This window comes from Anoxybacillus ayderensis, assembly GCF_013761015.1.
In the GTDB taxonomy this organism is placed as follows: Bacteria; Bacillota; Bacilli; order Bacillales; family Anoxybacillaceae; genus Anoxybacillus; species Anoxybacillus ayderensis.
The window spans coordinates 253,475-270,683 of record NZ_JACDUV010000001.1 but is presented as its reverse complement, the minus strand read 5'-3'; the positions used below and the strand labels follow the sequence as shown (position 1 = coordinate 270,683).

Here is a 17,209-nt window from a genome sequence, read left to right as displayed (position 1 = left end):
TGACCAAAAGTCAAGCAAAATGACTTTTCTGACTTTTATTTGAATATTCTTCTTGCTTTGAACATTGGGCATATCGTTTTATAATCTTTATTATAGCATGTTTCACCTATTTCTATCAGCATTTTTCGACAACAAACGCACAACATTCCAATAATCATTCGAGGTGATTACACGTTGTTAGAGGTATACTATACGGTAAAAGGATATGGAGAGGCAGAAATCGTCATTGAAAAATCGCGCTTCATTTGTTATGTCGAGCGCGCGACAACAGAAGAAGAAGCGATTCGCTTTATTCAACAAATTAAGAAAAAACATTGGGATGCAACGCATAATTGTTCGGCATATATGATCGGCGAACACGATCACATTCAAAAAGCAAACGATGATGGCGAGCCGAGCGGCACGGCAGGCGTTCCGATGCTTGAAGTATTGAAAAAGAAAAAGTTAAAAAACACCGTCGTCGTTGTGACACGATATTTTGGTGGCATTAAACTCGGCGCTGGTGGTCTTGTGCGCGCTTACGGAAAAGCGGTGACAGAAGGACTAAAAGCCGCAGGCATTGTCGAACGTAAACTGATGCGCATCATGCATACAACGATTGACTATACATGGCTTGGGAAAGTGGAAAATGAACTACGCGCCTCTATTTATGCAGTGAAAGACATTCATTATGCGGAACACGTCACGATCGACACATACGTCGAAGAAAAACAAAAAGACGATTTCCGCGCATGGATGACAGAACTGACAAACGGGAAAAGCACCATCACAGAGGGCGAGCATGTATATGTGGAATTTGATATTAAAAATGATTAAACAATTAATGATTTTCTCATTGAATCTTTATAAACCTCGCCTTATAATTTAGAAGGCAATGAAATAAATACTCCAGATGACGTCAAGGAGAGAAGATTATGCGACAAACCGTAAAGAAACGATATAAAAGGAGGAGAAAACCTAGAATTTTTCTTTTTTTTATCTCGGTTTTTGCCTTCTTTGTATTATTCTATATTGGATATATTGGTTACCAAACGTACCAAGCAGCAAGTCATTCATATTCAAAATTAAAAAACGAGAAAGAAAAGTCGATTTTCCAACAAGTAGCTGTTCATATTCCAAATCATCCTATATCCATTTTAATCATGGGAATTGAAAATTATTCAACAGAAGGAGAAAGGGGAAGATCAGACTCACTCATTGTCGCTACTTTTAATCCAAAAGACCAATCGATGAAAATGTTAAGTATTCCGCGGGATACGAAGACATATATTCCTGAACTAGAGCGGAAAGATAAAATTAATCATGCATACGCTTTCGGTGGAAAAGAAGCGACAATAAAAACAGTTGAACATTTGTTAAATATCCCTATAGATTACTACGTAACTGTAAATTTTGAAGGTTTTGTAAACATCATTGATAAGCTCGGTGGAGTAGAAGTGGAGGTTCCTTTCGATTTTTATGACATAAATAGCGAATGGAAAAAATTTTATTTCAAAAAAGGGAAGATGGAGTTGGATGGAGAAGAAGCACTCGTCTATGCTCGTATGCGTAAAAAAGACCCACGTGGAGATTTTGGAAGAAACGAGCGACAACAACAAATTGTACGAGCTGTCATTGATAAGCTATCTTCGCCCTCCATTATCTTTAAAATTGACGATATAATGGAAGAAATAGGGAAAAACGTAGAAACAAATATGTCTATTAGTGAAGCTATTGCGTTTAAGACAAAATATTCCAATTTCAATTCATCAAAAATCGAAACGTTGAAATTTGAAGGGGAAGATGAATACATCGATGGAGTATATTATTTCGTTCCATCAGAAGAGTCTTTACAAAAAATACAATCAACGCTTCAAGAACATTTAGACACTAAGCCGCCCCACATAGCTAAATTACAATAATTAAAAAGAGGATGTCGAACATCCTCTTTTTAATTATTCAGCTTTACGAAATACTTCCCAGAAAAATAAAAAGCACATATCCGCTATCAAACCGAGTAAAAATCCTAATACAGCCTTTTTACTCGGATTCATTCCACTTTCTGACACACTTATTTCGTCAATCACTACAGTCGGTCTTAGATCAAGCAATGTAAGTTCCAAATCATATAACAACCTTTCTCTCTCTATCCGTTCTTCAACAGTTTCAATGGAACGAGTATATTCAATTCTTTGTTTTAATAAATTATACTTCTTTTCATAAAGGGAATTACTTTCATTTAGGAACTGTTCGACTACTGCCTTCAACGTTCGTTCAACGTGTTTTTTATTAGAACCTGTTAATTGCAACTCAATAACTGGTGTATTGCCAAATGTGACATTGAGTCTTTGTCTCATTTCACTCACATTCATTGGGGGATGAAAATTACGATAAGTGTTCTCTAAGAACTTTTGAGACAATAGTCGTTCTGGAACAAGTTTTGGGTCAGTTAAACGAGTATTCTCGAAATTCCCTAGCTCAATTTTTACTTTAGCCGTATAATGGGAAGTTGTATTACTCTCGAATATATAAGCAATTATCCCTGTTAGGAACGGCAACAAAATAAGGAAAATCGCAAATTTTTTTATCGTTCGCATCAAACTTTGAAAATGCAACATCACTTACCTCCTGCTACACTTTTTTTGTATACGTTAACAAAGCCCACTGCAAAAGCAATAAATACCCAGTTATAAGTCAATGCCATGAATGAATTTGGACTTATACTAGCTAAAGGAAAAGCAAGCAATCCGCAAAACAACGCTTCGCAAATTTTCCCAACTTCACTTTTTTGCGTACGCAAATAAATTTTGTAAATTTCTACAATTAGATATAAAAATATAATCACATAGCACGCAAAAATAAAAAAGCCATACTGCACGAAAATTTCCATCCACCAATTATGCATATTGTAATCAGAGAACGTGTTGTAAATACCCTTATTTTTCATATAGTACTCCACATTCCCAGCACCTACACCAAACCCAAAAGTATTAGCAATGAAATGCATGGCATTTTTGATTAAATTCATGCGTATATCAACAGAAGCTTCCGCAATTCTCGTCTCTGTAAGGAGGGTAGAAATTTGGAGCATAAATAAAGAAAATATCTTTTCAATCTTTTCAAACAAAAAGAACAAAACGAACCCTAAAAAAATTGTTCCACTAAATAAAAACTTTACTTTCTCTTTTTTATTCAAAAAGAGGAGAAACCAAAAGAAAAGACCTATCATCACCGCTAAATAATTTGCCCTTGAAGACGTAACAAAAAGAAGATAAGCTGCTAAAAATGCAAATGCTATGCTCAATATTTTAACAGACACATATCTAGACCGATGAATAGACGAAATAAGAAAGAAAAAGCTAATAGCAAGAAAACTGGCGTAATCATTTTCATTTACAAAAACTGCTGTTGGAATATACTTTTGTGTAATTGGGGCAGTATAAATACGCGATATAGGTAGATGATAACCTAGAAAATGGTTTATCGCCCCGATAATAATTAATACAACACTCATGATAATCCATATCCAGTAAAACTCTACATAGTTTCGAACATGATCATAAGTGACAACAACAAATATAACAATGCTAACACCCGTAAATAAATAAAATATTTCTTTAATCCCTTCCCCAACAGCTGGCGACCAAGAAATTGAAATCAATGCATACAAAAACCATAAGAAGAAAAACCATATAATAGGTTGTACATAAACTTTTTCTTTTAACGTAAACGTACCTTTCAGCAAACTCACTACAACTATAAATAAAAAAAGGAACAAAAAAATACGAAAAGGAAACAAAGTAATTGGACCGATATTGTAAGAGAAAAGACCAGCACCCAAAAAAGAAGTTAACAACGTAATACTTAAAAGCTTTTCCAAAAACGAACGATGTTTCCAGAAAATATTAGTATAAACTATAGTGAAAATTGAACCAAATATAATTAATACAACTAGTAAAATAACCATATTTACATAAGTATCTGGAATAATGACGGCTGTAACGAAAGCAATACATATGGAAAAAAGCAAAGTAAGTACTATTTTAGGAACCGAAAAATGATACAATATCGTCCCTCCTTACATAATGGAAGAGCGAAGAAAACTAAATAACCTCGTTTTCTTCGCTTACCAATAATTATCCCATCTATTGATTTCTTAATAACTGATCTTCAGGTACTTGTTTAAATGGTTTTGCAGGAATACCCATAACAAACTGTTCTTTTTCTACATCCTTTGTAACAATACTTCCGGCAGCAACAGCCCCGTCTTCTTCAATAACTTTACCAGGAAGAATAATGGCATTTGCGCCAATACGTCCTCCATCTTTGACAGTAACCCCTTTAAATTTCCCATATCGCTCTTTTGAACGTGCCATATAATTATCATTAGTCGTTACAACACACGGAGCAATAAAAACATGATCGCCCAATTGGGAATAAGCTGTAATGTAGCAATTTGTTTCTAATTTACATTTTTTTCCTATAGAACAATCATTTTCAATTGCTACACCACGACCAACGATCGTACCATCTCCGATTGTAACACGTTCCCGAATTGTTGCTAAATCAGCTACAAACACATCGTTTCCAATTACTGCGTTAGCATAAATAATTGAAGAAGTTCCGATTGTACATCCGTCCCCTATTTTCGCCGGAGGAAGTTCTTTTACCTCGGGTAAAATAGAAGTTTTCGCACGCGTAGGTTTTTTCCCAATAACAACATTATCTTGAATAAGCACATTATTGCCTATTATCGTACCATCGTAAATAATAACATTGTTTCCGATAATGACATTCTCCCCAAATATCACATTTTCCCCGATTACTACATTTTGTCCAATGCTTACTGGTTTCATTTCGTTCCACTTCTCTCTTTCATTATTTTGCATAAAACTCTTTAATTTTACTTACAACATACTCTTGCTGTTCTAATTTCAACTCAGGGAACATCGGTAACGAAATTACTTCTTCTGCTGCTTTTTCAGTTTCCGGCAGATCCCCTTCTTTATAACCTAAATGCTCAAATACAGGTTGTAAATGTAGTGGTTTTGGATAATATACCATTGTTGAAACACCTTGGTCACTTAAAAACTTCTGTAGTTCATTACGATTTTGCACGCGTATTGTATATTGATGGAAAATATGATAATTATGCTCTTCAATATAAGGTGTTGTCACTACCCCTTCGAGTTCTTTCAACATCTCTGTATACACGTTGGCCTTTTCAATACGTAGCTTACTCCAATCATCTAAATGTGGGAATTTAACATTTAAAATCGCAGCTTGTAGTTCATCTAATCGACTATTATACCCTAGAACATGATGATAATACTTTGGCTTACTTCCGTGTACACGTAAAACTCTCATTTTTTCTGCAATTTCGTCATCGTTCGTTACAATCATTCCCCCATCTCCATAGGCACCGAGATTTTTGGTAGGGAAAAAGCTATAACAAGCCGTTGTTCCTAACTCACCTACTGTTTTTCCTTTATACTTAGCTCCAATGGCTTGAGCAGCATCTTCAATAATATATAACTGATGTCTGTCAGCAATTTCTTTGATTTTGTCCATATCAGCCATTTGACCATATAAATGAACAGGAATAATCGCTTTCGTTTTTTCTGTAATTGCTTCCTCAATTTTTAATGGATCAATATTATACGTTCTCGGATCAATGTCTACAAAAACAGGGGTAGCACCTGCACGAGCCACAGCGCCAGCTGTTGCAAAAAAAGTAAATGCAGGCACAATAACTTCATCGCCAGGACCAACGCCACAAGCTAGTAAAGAAATATGTAACGCATCACTTCCATTCGCCACTCCGATGCCATGCTTTACATTGCTATAAGCAGCAATGTCATTTTCCAATTTCTTTACATTGTTTCCTAAAATAAAATGTGCTGAAGACATCACTTCCTCAAGGGCAGCTAAAATTTCCGGTCTCAATTGCTGGTATTGTTCTGTTAAGTCTAGCATTGGAACTTTCATCATTATTTCCCTCACTTATCCTTCAGAATGTTCTTTTCCTTGACAGACGGCTACAAACCGCTTTGCTAATTTTTTGATATCATGGTTGTTTAGTAAATACTCATAACTAGATTTTTGAATGGCTAATTTCTGTTTCTCGTCTAAATAAGCAAGTTGAATAACTCCATCAGCAAAAGCTTTCGGATTCTCAGGCTCAACTGTTAATCCTGCATGTGCTTCAGCAACGATATTATTAAAAACATGCCCGGCAAATAAAATAGGCTTTCCAGCTAATAAATAATCATTGAGCTTATTCAAACTGATGCCGTACTTGTATAAGTTCGTCTTCAACATGGATACTAATAAAACATCAGCTAAGGCAAGTGTAGATAATACTTCATTTTTTGGAATACCATCAAAAAAATAAATATTATTGAATGGTTTGGCCATCTCCATTAACTTGTTCTTTTCAGGACCTTCACCAATAAACACATACGCAATTTCATTTGAATCAACGTATTGAGCGCTTTGGATGATCGTTGGGAGCGAATTAGCTATGCCATGAGCCCCAACATACATGGCAATTTTTTTATGTTTTTTTCGAATCTCTCTTATTTTTTCTTCTAGTGAAGAATGATTATTCAGCTCTTTTTTCCTTTCTAAGTCAATCCCATTCGGAATATAATGAATTTTTTCCTTTGGTATCCCTAAACTTGTAATGTATTTATAAGCACCAGGTAACGTAACAATAATTCGTTCCGATTTCTTATAAACGAAGCGCTCAATTAATCCAAACATAATAGCGACAGGATGTTTTTCACTAATAGCTCCAAAGTCTATTAACGTTCTCGGCCAAAGGTCGCGTATTTCAACGATATACGTGCATTTTTTCCATTTGCTTAAAAAATACGCCGAAAGACAAGCAAATAAATGAACAGAAGAACCTACAATAACATCTGGTCTTTCTTTTAACTTCATTCCCCTATAAAGAGACATAAAAAAATAACTAATCATATTAAGCAAACGTCTCGGTCCATTTCCATAGTAAGGAAAGGTCCACATCCATTCATAAATAACTCCGTTTACATCTTCACGATAGTTTTTTCTGTTCGGATCTCTCCATTTAAACAAATATGCCAAAAAACTACTTGCAAAAATCGTAACATCGTGTCCGTCTTTCACCATTTCTTTCGCTAAATCATAATGCCTTGTAATTCCTTTTTCATTCGGCTTTAAAGCTACATGGTTTAAAATCCATATTTTCAACCTCATACCACCCTTAGTCCCGTTTTGTACTTAACTCATCGTACAAACGAATTAGTACGCTACTTTCACTCTCCCAGTTATATTTTTCTTCTATTGCCTTGCGCCCATTCATCCCCATTTCTTTTGCCTTTTCAGGGTGATTCAAGAACCATCGAATAGTTTCAGAAATTTCATCAACATTAAGCGGATCTACGCACTTACCGCATCCTGAACTTTCAACAATCTCTTTCCACAAAGGAAAATTTGATGCAACAACAGGTATACCTGCCGACATATACTCAAACAACTTAATCGGATAAGATACAACATATCTTGGCTCCGGATGCAAAAGCACCAACCCTAGTGTTGCATCTGACAAACATTGTTTAATCTGCTGACGATTTAACCATCCTAAGTAGTTTACATATTGCCAAGCAGGAAGTTTTCTCATTTTAATCTCTAACTCTGGCGGGGAAAATTTTCCCGCTAAATGTAACTGTACATGTTGGTCTTTATTTATTGTTTCGATTGCTTGCACCATTTCTCGAATACCACGAAGTTCAGTAATCCCACCAATGTATACAATACTCGGCTTTTCAAATTGTTTTTTAGAAATATCTAAGTTCGGATCAATTAACTCATTTAGAATAGGGTAGTTGTGTACCGTTATCGAACGTTCATTGTATGTCTTGAATCGTTCATTAATTGTCGGTGTAGCCGTTACAATCGCATCAAAACGCTTTGAAGCAAATTTTTCGACCGCTTTGACTAAAAAAGAAATAGGCTTTCGTAAAAGAGAAGGAATCCACTGTTTTGATAAGACTTGCTCAGGTACGTCTTCATGCACATCATAAACTACTTTTTTTCCTTTTCCTTTAAGGAGAAGCCCTATCGGAATAAGCTCTGGATCATGAAAATGATATACTTCTGCGTCTTCTTTTAACGCCTGCTTATATACCTCATACGTTGCCTTCAACATGCGCATGAGTCGGTTTTTTGCAGGCGCATGAACCCCAACAATTTTTACACCGTTAATAACTCGAGGCGACTCATTAGCTACAACAAGAATAACTTCATGTCCAGCGCTCACTAAAGATTGGCACTCTTTCACAAATATACGGATATCCTCTGCGGGATGAACGGACGTTAAATGACATACTCTCATACGAGACTCTCACTACTTTCAAACATAATTTGTTAAACATATGCCAACGAATCAAGTCGATATAAATCGACCTGATTCGTCTTATTTTTATAAACGATGATATTTTTTAGCGATATGACGATATTGCTTTAACGCATTACGCGTATCAAAAATTAAAGGTGAATGTTGTGCAATGAGTTCATAGTCAAACGTACTATGATCAGTTGTAATAAGAACAAGATCAGCTGATTGAAGTAACTCTTTTGTTAATTCAACTGGCTGGATTACTTCACCATTGAACTTAAATTCCTTTACAAACGGATCAACAGCGATCCAATTTGCACCGGCTTTATCTAACAAATCAAGAATTTCTAAAGCAGGGGATTCGCGTACATCGTCAATATCCTTTTTATACGCTAACCCAAGAACAACAACTTTTGCTCCATTTAACGCTTTTTTCTCTTCGTTTAACACTTGCATACAACGATTAATAACAAACTCTGGCATGCTATTGTTGATTTCCCCTGCTAATTCAATTAAACGTGTATGATAGTTGTACTCTCGAGCTTTCCATGTCAAATAAAATGGATCGATTGGGATACAATGCCCTCCTAAACCCGGACCAGGATAAAATGCCATAAATCCGTATGGCTTCGTAGCAGCAGCATCTATGACTTCCCATACATCGATACCCATTCGATTACATAAAATGGCCATTTCATTAGCCAAAGCGATATTAATGTGGCGAAACGTGTTTTCTAAAATTTTCTCCATCTCAGCTACCGCAGGACTTGAAACGAGATGTACATCTCCTTCTAATACATTTTTATACAATTCCCCTGCAACGGCTGTACACGTTGGCGTGACACCACCAACCACTTTTGGTGTGTTTTTTGTGTTATAAAATTTATTCCCTGGATCCACTCGTTCTGGTGAGTATGCTAAAAAGAAATCTTCACCGCATGTAAGACCGGTACTTTCTAAAATTGGCTTTAACACTTCCTCTGTCGTTCCTGGATACGTTGTACTTTCTAATACAACAAGCATCCCCTTATGCAAGTATTTAGAAATTTCTTTCCCTGAACTTTCTACATAAGAAGTATCTGGTTGTTGGTATCTGTCTAATGGAGTCGGAACACAAATTGCCACAGCGTCTACTTGACGAATCAATGAATAATCAGTTGTAGCCATGAAACGTCCACTTTCAACCATTTCTGCTAACTCTTTGTCCACTACATCACCGATGTAATTTACCCCACTGTTAACCATATCAACGCGTTTTTGTTGAATGTCGAAACCGATGACTTTGTAACCTGCTTTTGCTTTTTCAACTGCTAGCGGTAAGCCAACATAACCTAATCCTACTACCCCAATTGTCGCTGTTTTTGTCTCAATTTTGTCAAGCAGTTGTTTTGCTGTTTCATTCAACATAGATTGACTCATTTTATCGTCCCTCACTTTTTATTTTTTATCAAACTACATAAGCGATGATAGTTTTACTGGTTGATTTGTTTCTGCTGATTTATATAGAGCAAGAACAAGTTCAAGCGCCCTCTTTCCATCATTTCCTGTCACAATTGGTTCACGATCATTATGAATGGCTTGAATCATGTCTTCGATAATACATTGATGTCCTGGCTTACCATATGGATTTTCTTTAATTTCATTGACAATTTGCTCAATCTCATTTTGGGACATCCCTTCAATTTGGCAATGCTCAATAAAATTCGCCGTTGTTCCTCCAATGATAACTGTACCTTTTTCACCAAAAATGCTAATGGATTCTTCCAAATTTTTCGGATAAATGGTCGTTGCAGCTTCAATTACACCTAAAGCCCCTGTAGTAAACCGAACAACACCGGTTGAAACATCTTCTGCTTCAATATTTCGAATGCGGGTAGCGCTCATACTAAAAACTTCCTCTACATCCCCCATTAACCACACAAGTAAATCAAGATTATGAATGGCTTGATTCATTAAAACTCCACCGTCTAAGGCTTTCGTTCCTCTCCACGGAGCTTGATCGTAATATTGTTGATTACGATTCCAACGAACAGTAGCGTTAGCATGACTGATTTTCCCAAGTAACCCTTTTTCCATTATACTTTTCAACCATATCATAGCCGGACGAAAACGGTTCGGATGCACAACAGATAACTTCACGTCATTTCTGCTACATGCCTCAATAATGTCGTTCGTATCTCGAAGTGTCAAGGCAATTGGTTTCTCGACAATAACGTGTTTACCTGCTTCAGCTGCCTTTTTAGCAATCGAAGCATGGTAGCCACTCGGAGTACATATATTAATAACATGTACATTTTCATCAGCTAACAACCGATCAAGATCGGTATATGCCTCTGCCCCATATTCTTTTACATAGTCATCCATCCGTTCTGGTACCGTATCGCATACAGCATATAAGTTGGCATTCGCCACTTGTTTAATGGCTTCAGCGTGTTTTTTTGCAATGTGACCACAACCTACAATAGCAAAATTAACCATTATTTATTCTCCTTTGCGTTACTCGTAATGATTTCATATGTTTTCGATATCCCATCTTGAACTGTATATATTGGTTCCCATCCAAAAGAAGAGATAATTTTTTTATTATCAAGGCAACTGCGATAAATATCGCCCGGACGAGCATTTTTATATGTAGGGGAAATACGCTCCCCAAACTCCTTTGCAATAAAGTAAACTAAATCATTAATAGTCGTTTCAACATTTGTGCTCACGTTATAAATGCCACTTTTACTTGATTGCAAAGCAAATAAATGTGCCCGAGCTACGTCTTCAACATAAATAAAATCCCGTGTTTGATTTCCATCTCCAAAAATAACAGGCGTTTCACCCTTGGCTATTTTATCGAAGAAAACTTTAATCACTCCACCTTCCCCATCATTCGTCTGCTTAGGACCGTACACATTAGCGTAGCGAAGAATGACATAGTTTATGTCGTTCATCTCACAAAAAAACTTAACATAGTTCTCGCCACACATTTTCGAAATACCATATGGAGAACTTGGTACGAGACGCTCGTCTTCTGTTAAAGGACATCTCTCATTATCCCCGTATACAGCGGCAGATGAAGCAAAAATAAACGTCTTTACTCCCAATTTTTTTGCAAGCTGCAACATTTTTATTGTACCTTCAATATTTTCACTCATATCAAAAAGCGGATCATCAATTGATTGTGGCACGCTAGTTTGAGCGGCTAAATGTATAATAGCATCGATCTCGTAGCAATCAAGTTTATCGTGTAATGCTTCATTACGAATATCTTCGTGAATAAATATATCATCTTGACTAATATTCGTCATGCTTCCTGTTATTAAGTTATCAACGATAATAACGTCATGCCCCTCTTTTACTAGCAACTCTTTTGTAAACGTTCCGATAAACCCTGCTCCTCCAGTAATTAAAACTTTCATCAGATGTCCTCCCAAAAAATTGACTATCCTCAATCATTGTAGCAAATGATAACGAAAAATAAAGAGCTTGCAACTATCTAGAAATGACTTTCCTCAATAAGTTTCGATAAATATTCATATCTTCCTTACCTATAACTAAAAAGGAAGCGTAGTTTTGTTTCGTATATTTCCTATATAAGACTACTTTTACCATAAAACTAGTCGCATAAGTAATTGTCGAAGAAATAGCAGCACCCATAGCCCCATAGTGTGGAATCATATATATATTTAAACAAGCGTTCAAGCATACATTAAAAAAAGCGACGTACATATTCACTTCTGGCTTTCCTCTTCCAGCTAAATCATTTGATAACACTTTCTCTACAGATAGAAGTGCCAACCCCGGCAGAAGTATTTTTAAAAGTCGCGCACTTTCTACATATTGTTCCCCGAAAAATACGTTAAAAATGAGGTCGCATAAAAAATAAAGAATAAGCGAAAGCGATGCAATAAAAAACAGCAAATTCCGACTTACTGTAGATGTAATTTTATTCCGTTGCTCCTCCGACTGCACAGAAGATATTTTTGGAAACAATACACTAGAAATAGACTGAGAAAAAATAGATATACGCTCTCCAACACTCACCGCAACATCATAAATACCAACAGCTAAAGGATTTACAAAATGACCTAAAAGAAAGATGTCTAGCCGATAATTTAAAAAAGTCAATGCATTACTTATATACGCCTTTATCCCATAATTAAACATTTTTTTTACGTAAGGAAAGGAAAAATCAGAAAAGCGCAATGTAATACGATAAACTCGGTAAACAACAAAAAATATAAATACAACCGTCACGACATAACCAAGACTAAAAGCAAGTATTGCACCAAAAAGCTTCAAACGAAAAAAAATTGTAAATAAAACGACAAGTAAAAGTGTCGCTAATTGTTGAACAAGTAACACCGAATTAAACGTCTTAAAATTTTGTAACCCTTGAAAGACGGTTTGTAAAAACATGAACAAAAACATAAATGGAAGAGATAGTAATCCGCAATATAAATAGTATTTGTTTAAATATCCATATTGGGTATCAAACAGATGAATAAAAATGTATCCTACAACGATACTGATGATCCCTAAAAATAAAGCAACAAAAATGTTTGTTACGATCGCAGTTTGTATGCTTACCTCTTTTTTACTAACATAAAAAATCGTAGCCACATTAAAACCAAAGTTCAAGAAAGTAATAAGCAATAACGGAAGAAAAGTAATTAGTGCATATTGCCCTCTCGCCTCTGGACCTAAAAATCTCGCCAAGAAAACAACTAATAATACTCCTATTACAACGCTAAAAAATTGCCTAGTCAACGTAATAAAACTATTTTTTAAAAAGGAGTGGCGTTGCTCATTCATCTTTTCTTCATTTCCTTTATTTCAAGTAATTCTTTCGCAAAAGAAGAGTAATTTTGCTCCGCATTATATTGAACACTCCAAGTACGGTAAGCCGCTTCGCTCATTTTTTCCTTCACATCGTCTGGTAATAATGCATACTCATCAATATATTTACCTAATTCTTGGGGAGAAACATCTTTACTTATGAGTACACCATTTTCCTCATTGACAAGTTCAGCTGTTCCTCCCACATTTGTGGCCATGACAGGAATACCAAAGCTGAAAGCCTCCATAATCGTGACAGGAATCCCCTCGCTCTCGCTTACATTAACAAATAAATCAAAAGCATAATTAGTATAAGTTTCTAATACTTGATCATTTGATAAGTTTCCTAAAAATCGAAATTCGATATTGGGCGGTAATTGACTTGCCTTTTCTAAAATTTCATCTCTTAATTCCCCATCCCCGATATGTGTCCATAATACTTTTGATTTACAATAACCTAAGGCTTGAACTAATAAAGAAATACGTTTAACAGGTTTTAAATAGGAACATGTCACAATCCGCAAAACCCCATCCTTTGATTTTTTTGCTCTTTGATGATGATTTCTCGTTCCAAGTCGAGCTACAGATAATTTACTTTCAATACTTTTGTCTTTATTAACCAAATAAGTATAGCCATCTTTTGAAATGGTAAATAAACGATCTAAACTTTTAATGACACTAGTTTGAAAAGGTAAATAAGGAGGGTTGTAGCGATACTCGTACAAATCTCCTCCATGGGCTCGTGCCACTTTAATCACATCTGTTTTATCAATCATTGTAATTGCCATAGCGGCAGGACTGAGCCAATATGAGTACAATATAATATCATCCTCATTCAAACCATTTAAAAATACATTTAACTCTTTTCGCACAACTTCAGCTAAACTAAACCAATAGCATGCTTTAAGAACGCCTCTCATTCCAAATTGAGATGCCCTTTTCCATTCTTCTTTCAAAACTTTTATATTGTGGTGGTGTAGAAAAAGAAGACCGACCCTTAAAAATTTCCTTAACTTTCCAATAGGCTTGCATAAAGAATCGAACAAATGAACAGTTACATTGTTAGGAATAGGACGTACTGTTTGCAAGTCCACAATATGATTAGTAGGTATAATGTGGATGTGATCGAAAAAATCGCTTAAAATAGCTATTTCGTTACTTAAAAACTCCTCACCTGGCTTATAAGGATATCGGCTTGTTAAAAGAACAAGTACTTTTTTCGAAACAGAGTGACTAGACAATGTTCTAACCTCGCTTTGTACACATATAGTCTAAAAAGAGCTGTAAGGATTTCCTTACAGCTTATTGACGTCCAAACATTTTTTTATACATCTTCAAAAACGGTCGATATTTATCCCCTACTAGTCCAATTAACTCAGCAATCAGGTGGGTAACAACTAACAAACCGAACACAATTCCTAAAGAACCCCAAAGCGTCGCTGAAGAAAACATAATTGCACTAACGCTAAATAAAATACCTAAACCATATATAATTAATACAGTCGTTCGATGTGAAAAACCTAAAGCTAACAGACGATGATGCAAATGCGACTTATCAGGGGCAGAAATCGGTCTTTTATTCACTACTCTTCGGATAATCGCAAAAGTTGTATCAAAAACAGGAACCCCTAGAATAATAATAGGAACAATGAAGCTAAATAACGTTACACTTTTATACAATCCTAACAGAGATAAAATAGCAATAGAATAACCTAAAAATAACGAACCTGTATCACCCATAAAAATTTTGGCTGGGTGAAAATTGTAAAACAAAAATGAGATAGTTGCCCCTAACAAAATGAGCGACAAGGTCAATATGAGCACCTTATGATAAGAAGCAGCCATGATGGCAATGGTTGCGATGCTAATGGAAGAAACCCCTGCAGCTAAACCATCCAAACCGTCAATCAGATTAATGGCGTTCGTTACGCCGATAATCCAAAAAATTGTCACTGGAATAGACAGAAGACCTAATTCAATTTTGCTAACATAAGGGATGCTAATAAAATCAATTGTTAACCCCGAACTAACCACAATGATTGCAGCAACGATTTGTCCTAACAACTTCACTTTAGGGGTTATTTCAAACAGGTCATCTAACACACCTAACATAACAATAATACAAGCACCTGTGGCAATTGCTGTTATTTTCTCGTTATATAAACCTGTAACGCAATAACCAGCAATGACACCTAAAAAAATCGCCAAACCACCTAAACGGGGCATCACTCTTTGATGCACTTTTCGCTCGTTTGGTTTATCTATAGCACCTATCTTGATTGCGAACTTGATCACTAAAGGAGTAATTAACAATACGGTAAAAAAAGGCACTAGAAAGGCCACCCACATACGATAATCCATCTTCTCCCCCCTTCGCTTCTCACGGTAACAAGTTTAGCACAAATTTTTATAAAATCAATTATTGCTTATATTTTTTACATTCTTGCCTCATAATATTATTTTTTTAAACAAAAATAAAGCTTAACGAGCTAGTACGCTCAACCAAGCTTTATTCACTCTTATAAAATTGCAAAATCCCCTCAAAAATGGCTTGTGCCGCTTTCTCTCGATACGTACTTGTAGCCATTTTTTTTGCATCTTCCGAATTAGAAATAAATGCTACTTCCACTAAAACGCTCGGTATCTTCGTATACTTAATAACGTAAAAATTTCCTTGCTTAATCCCTCTATCTTTCGTTCCGAGGCTTTTAACTAGTCTTTTCTGTATCTCTTCGGCTAGCCTTTTGCTTTCTTCACTAGCATATCGGCTATTCCAGTATGTTTCCGTTCCATTTGGACTTGATTTCTCATTAGCGTTTAGATGAATGCTTACAAAAGCGTCTGCACCGTTTTTGTGAGCAGTCTCTACTCGTTCTGATAAAGTTGGATAAGAATCATCTTCCCTAGTCATAATAACAATTGCTCCTGCACGATTGAGCTTTGTTTTTAAACGATTACCAATGTCTAAAACGACTTCTTTCTCGAGTAAACCGTTTCCGATCGCCCCTGTATCTCGCTTGCCGTGACCAGGATCAACAACAATTTTTATTCCTGCTAAAGGGCCAAACATTTTATCAAAAATGCTTGGCTGTACTGAAGCATTCCCGCCTAAAATAACAAATTGGGAAACAGAATTTTGATTAATAAAAGACTGGATAGATGAAGGTAAAACGTTTGGACGCGTAAGTAAAATAGGCGCATTTTCTTTCGCTGCCAGTATCGATCCTGTTAATGCATCAGCAAATGTTAAGCCACTAGCTACAAAAAACTTCCTATTTGCCCCCATTAACTGTTTAGCAATATTGACTGATACTTCATACCGATCTGTTCCACTTATTCTTGTGACAGAACGACTTTCCTTTAACTGATTCTCGATTGCTTTACTAATACTCCCTTCTCCACCAACAATAATAATTTGATTTACATTATTTTCAGAAATATATCTTAACACCCCGCTCGAGATACTATCTTTATTTGATAATAAAATTGGATAAGCATTTTGAGCTGCGTATGGTGCTATAGTTAAGGCATCAGCAAAAGCTAAACCATATGCAATAATGACGGTTTGACTAGCCGGAAGTTCATTAGCAATGTTATATGCCACTTCATATCGATCTTTTCCATCTATTCTCCGAACTGTAGATACGCCTATTTGTTTTAGTTGATTGATTACATCACTTGATATTGTTGCATATCCACCGATCACAATTACTTCTCTTGGCATTAAACGTCTAATTTCTTCCCTCGTACTATCTGTCAAGCGATCACTGTGTGTCAACAAGATCGGTGCATTATGTTTATAAGCTAACGTCGACGCAGATAAAGCGTCAGCAAAAGCATTATAATTTGCTAAAATGACTACATCCGAACCACCCGTCCATCCTTTTTTCGATATGTTTACAGCAACTTCAAAACGATCTTTCCCGTCTATTCTTTCGCTTATTGTTTGAGCGTGCACATCATAAGCTAATCCAAAGAATATAAACATACAAAATAGAAAAAAAAGTTTTTTCAACACAATCT

General features: G+C 35.8%; 15 protein-coding genes. 2 read left to right on the top strand and 13 right to left on the bottom strand.

What is annotated here, in order from left to right:
• The first annotated feature begins 174 nt into the window (after positions 1-174).
• Both HNR63_RS01325 and HNR63_RS01320 read left to right on the top strand, forming a co-directional pair.
• Positions 175-816: a YigZ family protein gene (locus tag HNR63_RS01325; RefSeq protein WP_181519563.1), complete on the top strand. Its 642-nt coding sequence runs from the start codon at positions 175-177 to the stop codon at positions 814-816.
• Positions 817-914: 98 nt separating this feature from the next.
• Complete coding sequence (locus tag HNR63_RS01320; protein ID WP_181519562.1) at positions 915-1,901, top strand: LCP family protein; 987 nt, start codon at positions 915-917, stop codon at positions 1,899-1,901.
• 33 nt (positions 1,902-1,934) lie between these two features.
• On the opposite strand, the gene HNR63_RS01315 is transcribed toward HNR63_RS01320, so the two are convergent.
• From HNR63_RS01315 to HNR63_RS01255, 13 genes are all read right to left on the bottom strand, one after another.
• Entirely contained in the window at positions 1,935-2,597 is a 663-nt protein-coding gene (locus tag HNR63_RS01315) for a YveK family protein (protein WP_181519561.1), read from the bottom strand.
• Complete coding sequence (locus HNR63_RS01310; RefSeq protein ID WP_181519560.1) at positions 2,597-4,045, bottom strand: O-antigen ligase family protein; 1,449 nt, start codon at positions 4,043-4,045, stop codon at positions 2,597-2,599. Before HNR63_RS01310 ends, HNR63_RS01315 begins: the two co-directional genes overlap by 1 nt.
• 79 nt (positions 4,046-4,124) lie before the next feature.
• Positions 4,125-4,835, bottom strand: coding sequence for an N-acetyltransferase (locus tag HNR63_RS01305; protein ID WP_181519559.1), 711 nt, complete (start codon positions 4,833-4,835; stop codon positions 4,125-4,127).
• Between the two features lie 22 nt (positions 4,836-4,857).
• Positions 4,858-5,967 carry a DegT/DnrJ/EryC1/StrS family aminotransferase gene (locus HNR63_RS01300; RefSeq protein ID WP_181519660.1) on the bottom strand — a complete coding sequence of 370 codons (1,110 nt, stop codon included), beginning with the start codon at positions 5,965-5,967 and terminating at the stop codon, positions 4,858-4,860.
• A 15-nt stretch (positions 5,968-5,982) separates the two neighbouring features.
• Positions 5,983-7,218 carry a glycosyltransferase family 4 protein gene (locus tag HNR63_RS01295; protein ID WP_181519558.1) on the bottom strand — a complete coding sequence of 412 codons (1,236 nt, stop codon included), beginning with the start codon at positions 7,216-7,218 and terminating at the stop codon, positions 5,983-5,985.
• Positions 7,219-7,225: 7 nt separating this feature from the next.
• Positions 7,226-8,356: a glycosyltransferase family 4 protein gene (locus tag HNR63_RS01290; protein ID WP_181519557.1), complete on the bottom strand. Its 1,131-nt coding sequence runs from the start codon at positions 8,354-8,356 to the stop codon at positions 7,226-7,228.
• Between the two features lie 87 nt (positions 8,357-8,443).
• Positions 8,444-9,778: a nucleotide sugar dehydrogenase gene (locus tag HNR63_RS01285; RefSeq protein ID WP_181519556.1), complete on the bottom strand. Its 1,335-nt coding sequence runs from the start codon at positions 9,776-9,778 to the stop codon at positions 8,444-8,446.
• A 33-nt stretch (positions 9,779-9,811) separates the two neighbouring features.
• A complete protein-coding gene (locus tag HNR63_RS01280) occupies positions 9,812-10,837 on the bottom strand; it encodes a Gfo/Idh/MocA family protein (protein ID WP_181519555.1) in 1,026 nt (341 codons plus the stop codon).
• Positions 10,837-11,766, bottom strand: coding sequence for an NAD-dependent epimerase/dehydratase family protein (locus tag HNR63_RS01275; protein ID WP_181519554.1), 930 nt, complete (start codon positions 11,764-11,766; stop codon positions 10,837-10,839). Before HNR63_RS01275 ends, HNR63_RS01280 begins: the two co-directional genes overlap by 1 nt.
• Before the next feature lie 73 nt (positions 11,767-11,839).
• Positions 11,840-13,162 (bottom strand): flippase, encoded by a 1,323-nt coding sequence (locus HNR63_RS01270; RefSeq protein ID WP_181519553.1) that lies wholly within the window; start codon positions 13,160-13,162, stop codon positions 11,840-11,842.
• Positions 13,159-14,427: a glycosyltransferase gene (locus HNR63_RS01265; RefSeq protein ID WP_181519552.1), complete on the bottom strand. Its 1,269-nt coding sequence runs from the start codon at positions 14,425-14,427 to the stop codon at positions 13,159-13,161. Before HNR63_RS01265 ends, HNR63_RS01270 begins: the two co-directional genes overlap by 4 nt.
• Positions 14,428-14,488: 61 nt before the next feature.
• Positions 14,489-15,547 carry a glycosyltransferase family 4 protein gene (locus HNR63_RS01260; protein WP_181519551.1) on the bottom strand — a complete coding sequence of 353 codons (1,059 nt, stop codon included), beginning with the start codon at positions 15,545-15,547 and terminating at the stop codon, positions 14,489-14,491.
• Between the two features lie 148 nt (positions 15,548-15,695).
• The gene (locus tag HNR63_RS01255) at positions 15,696-17,204 is read right to left on the bottom strand and encodes a cell wall-binding repeat-containing protein (RefSeq protein ID WP_181519550.1); all 1,509 of its coding nucleotides are present in this window, start codon (positions 17,202-17,204) and stop codon (positions 15,696-15,698) included.
• Positions 17,205-17,209 lie beyond the last annotated feature (5 nt).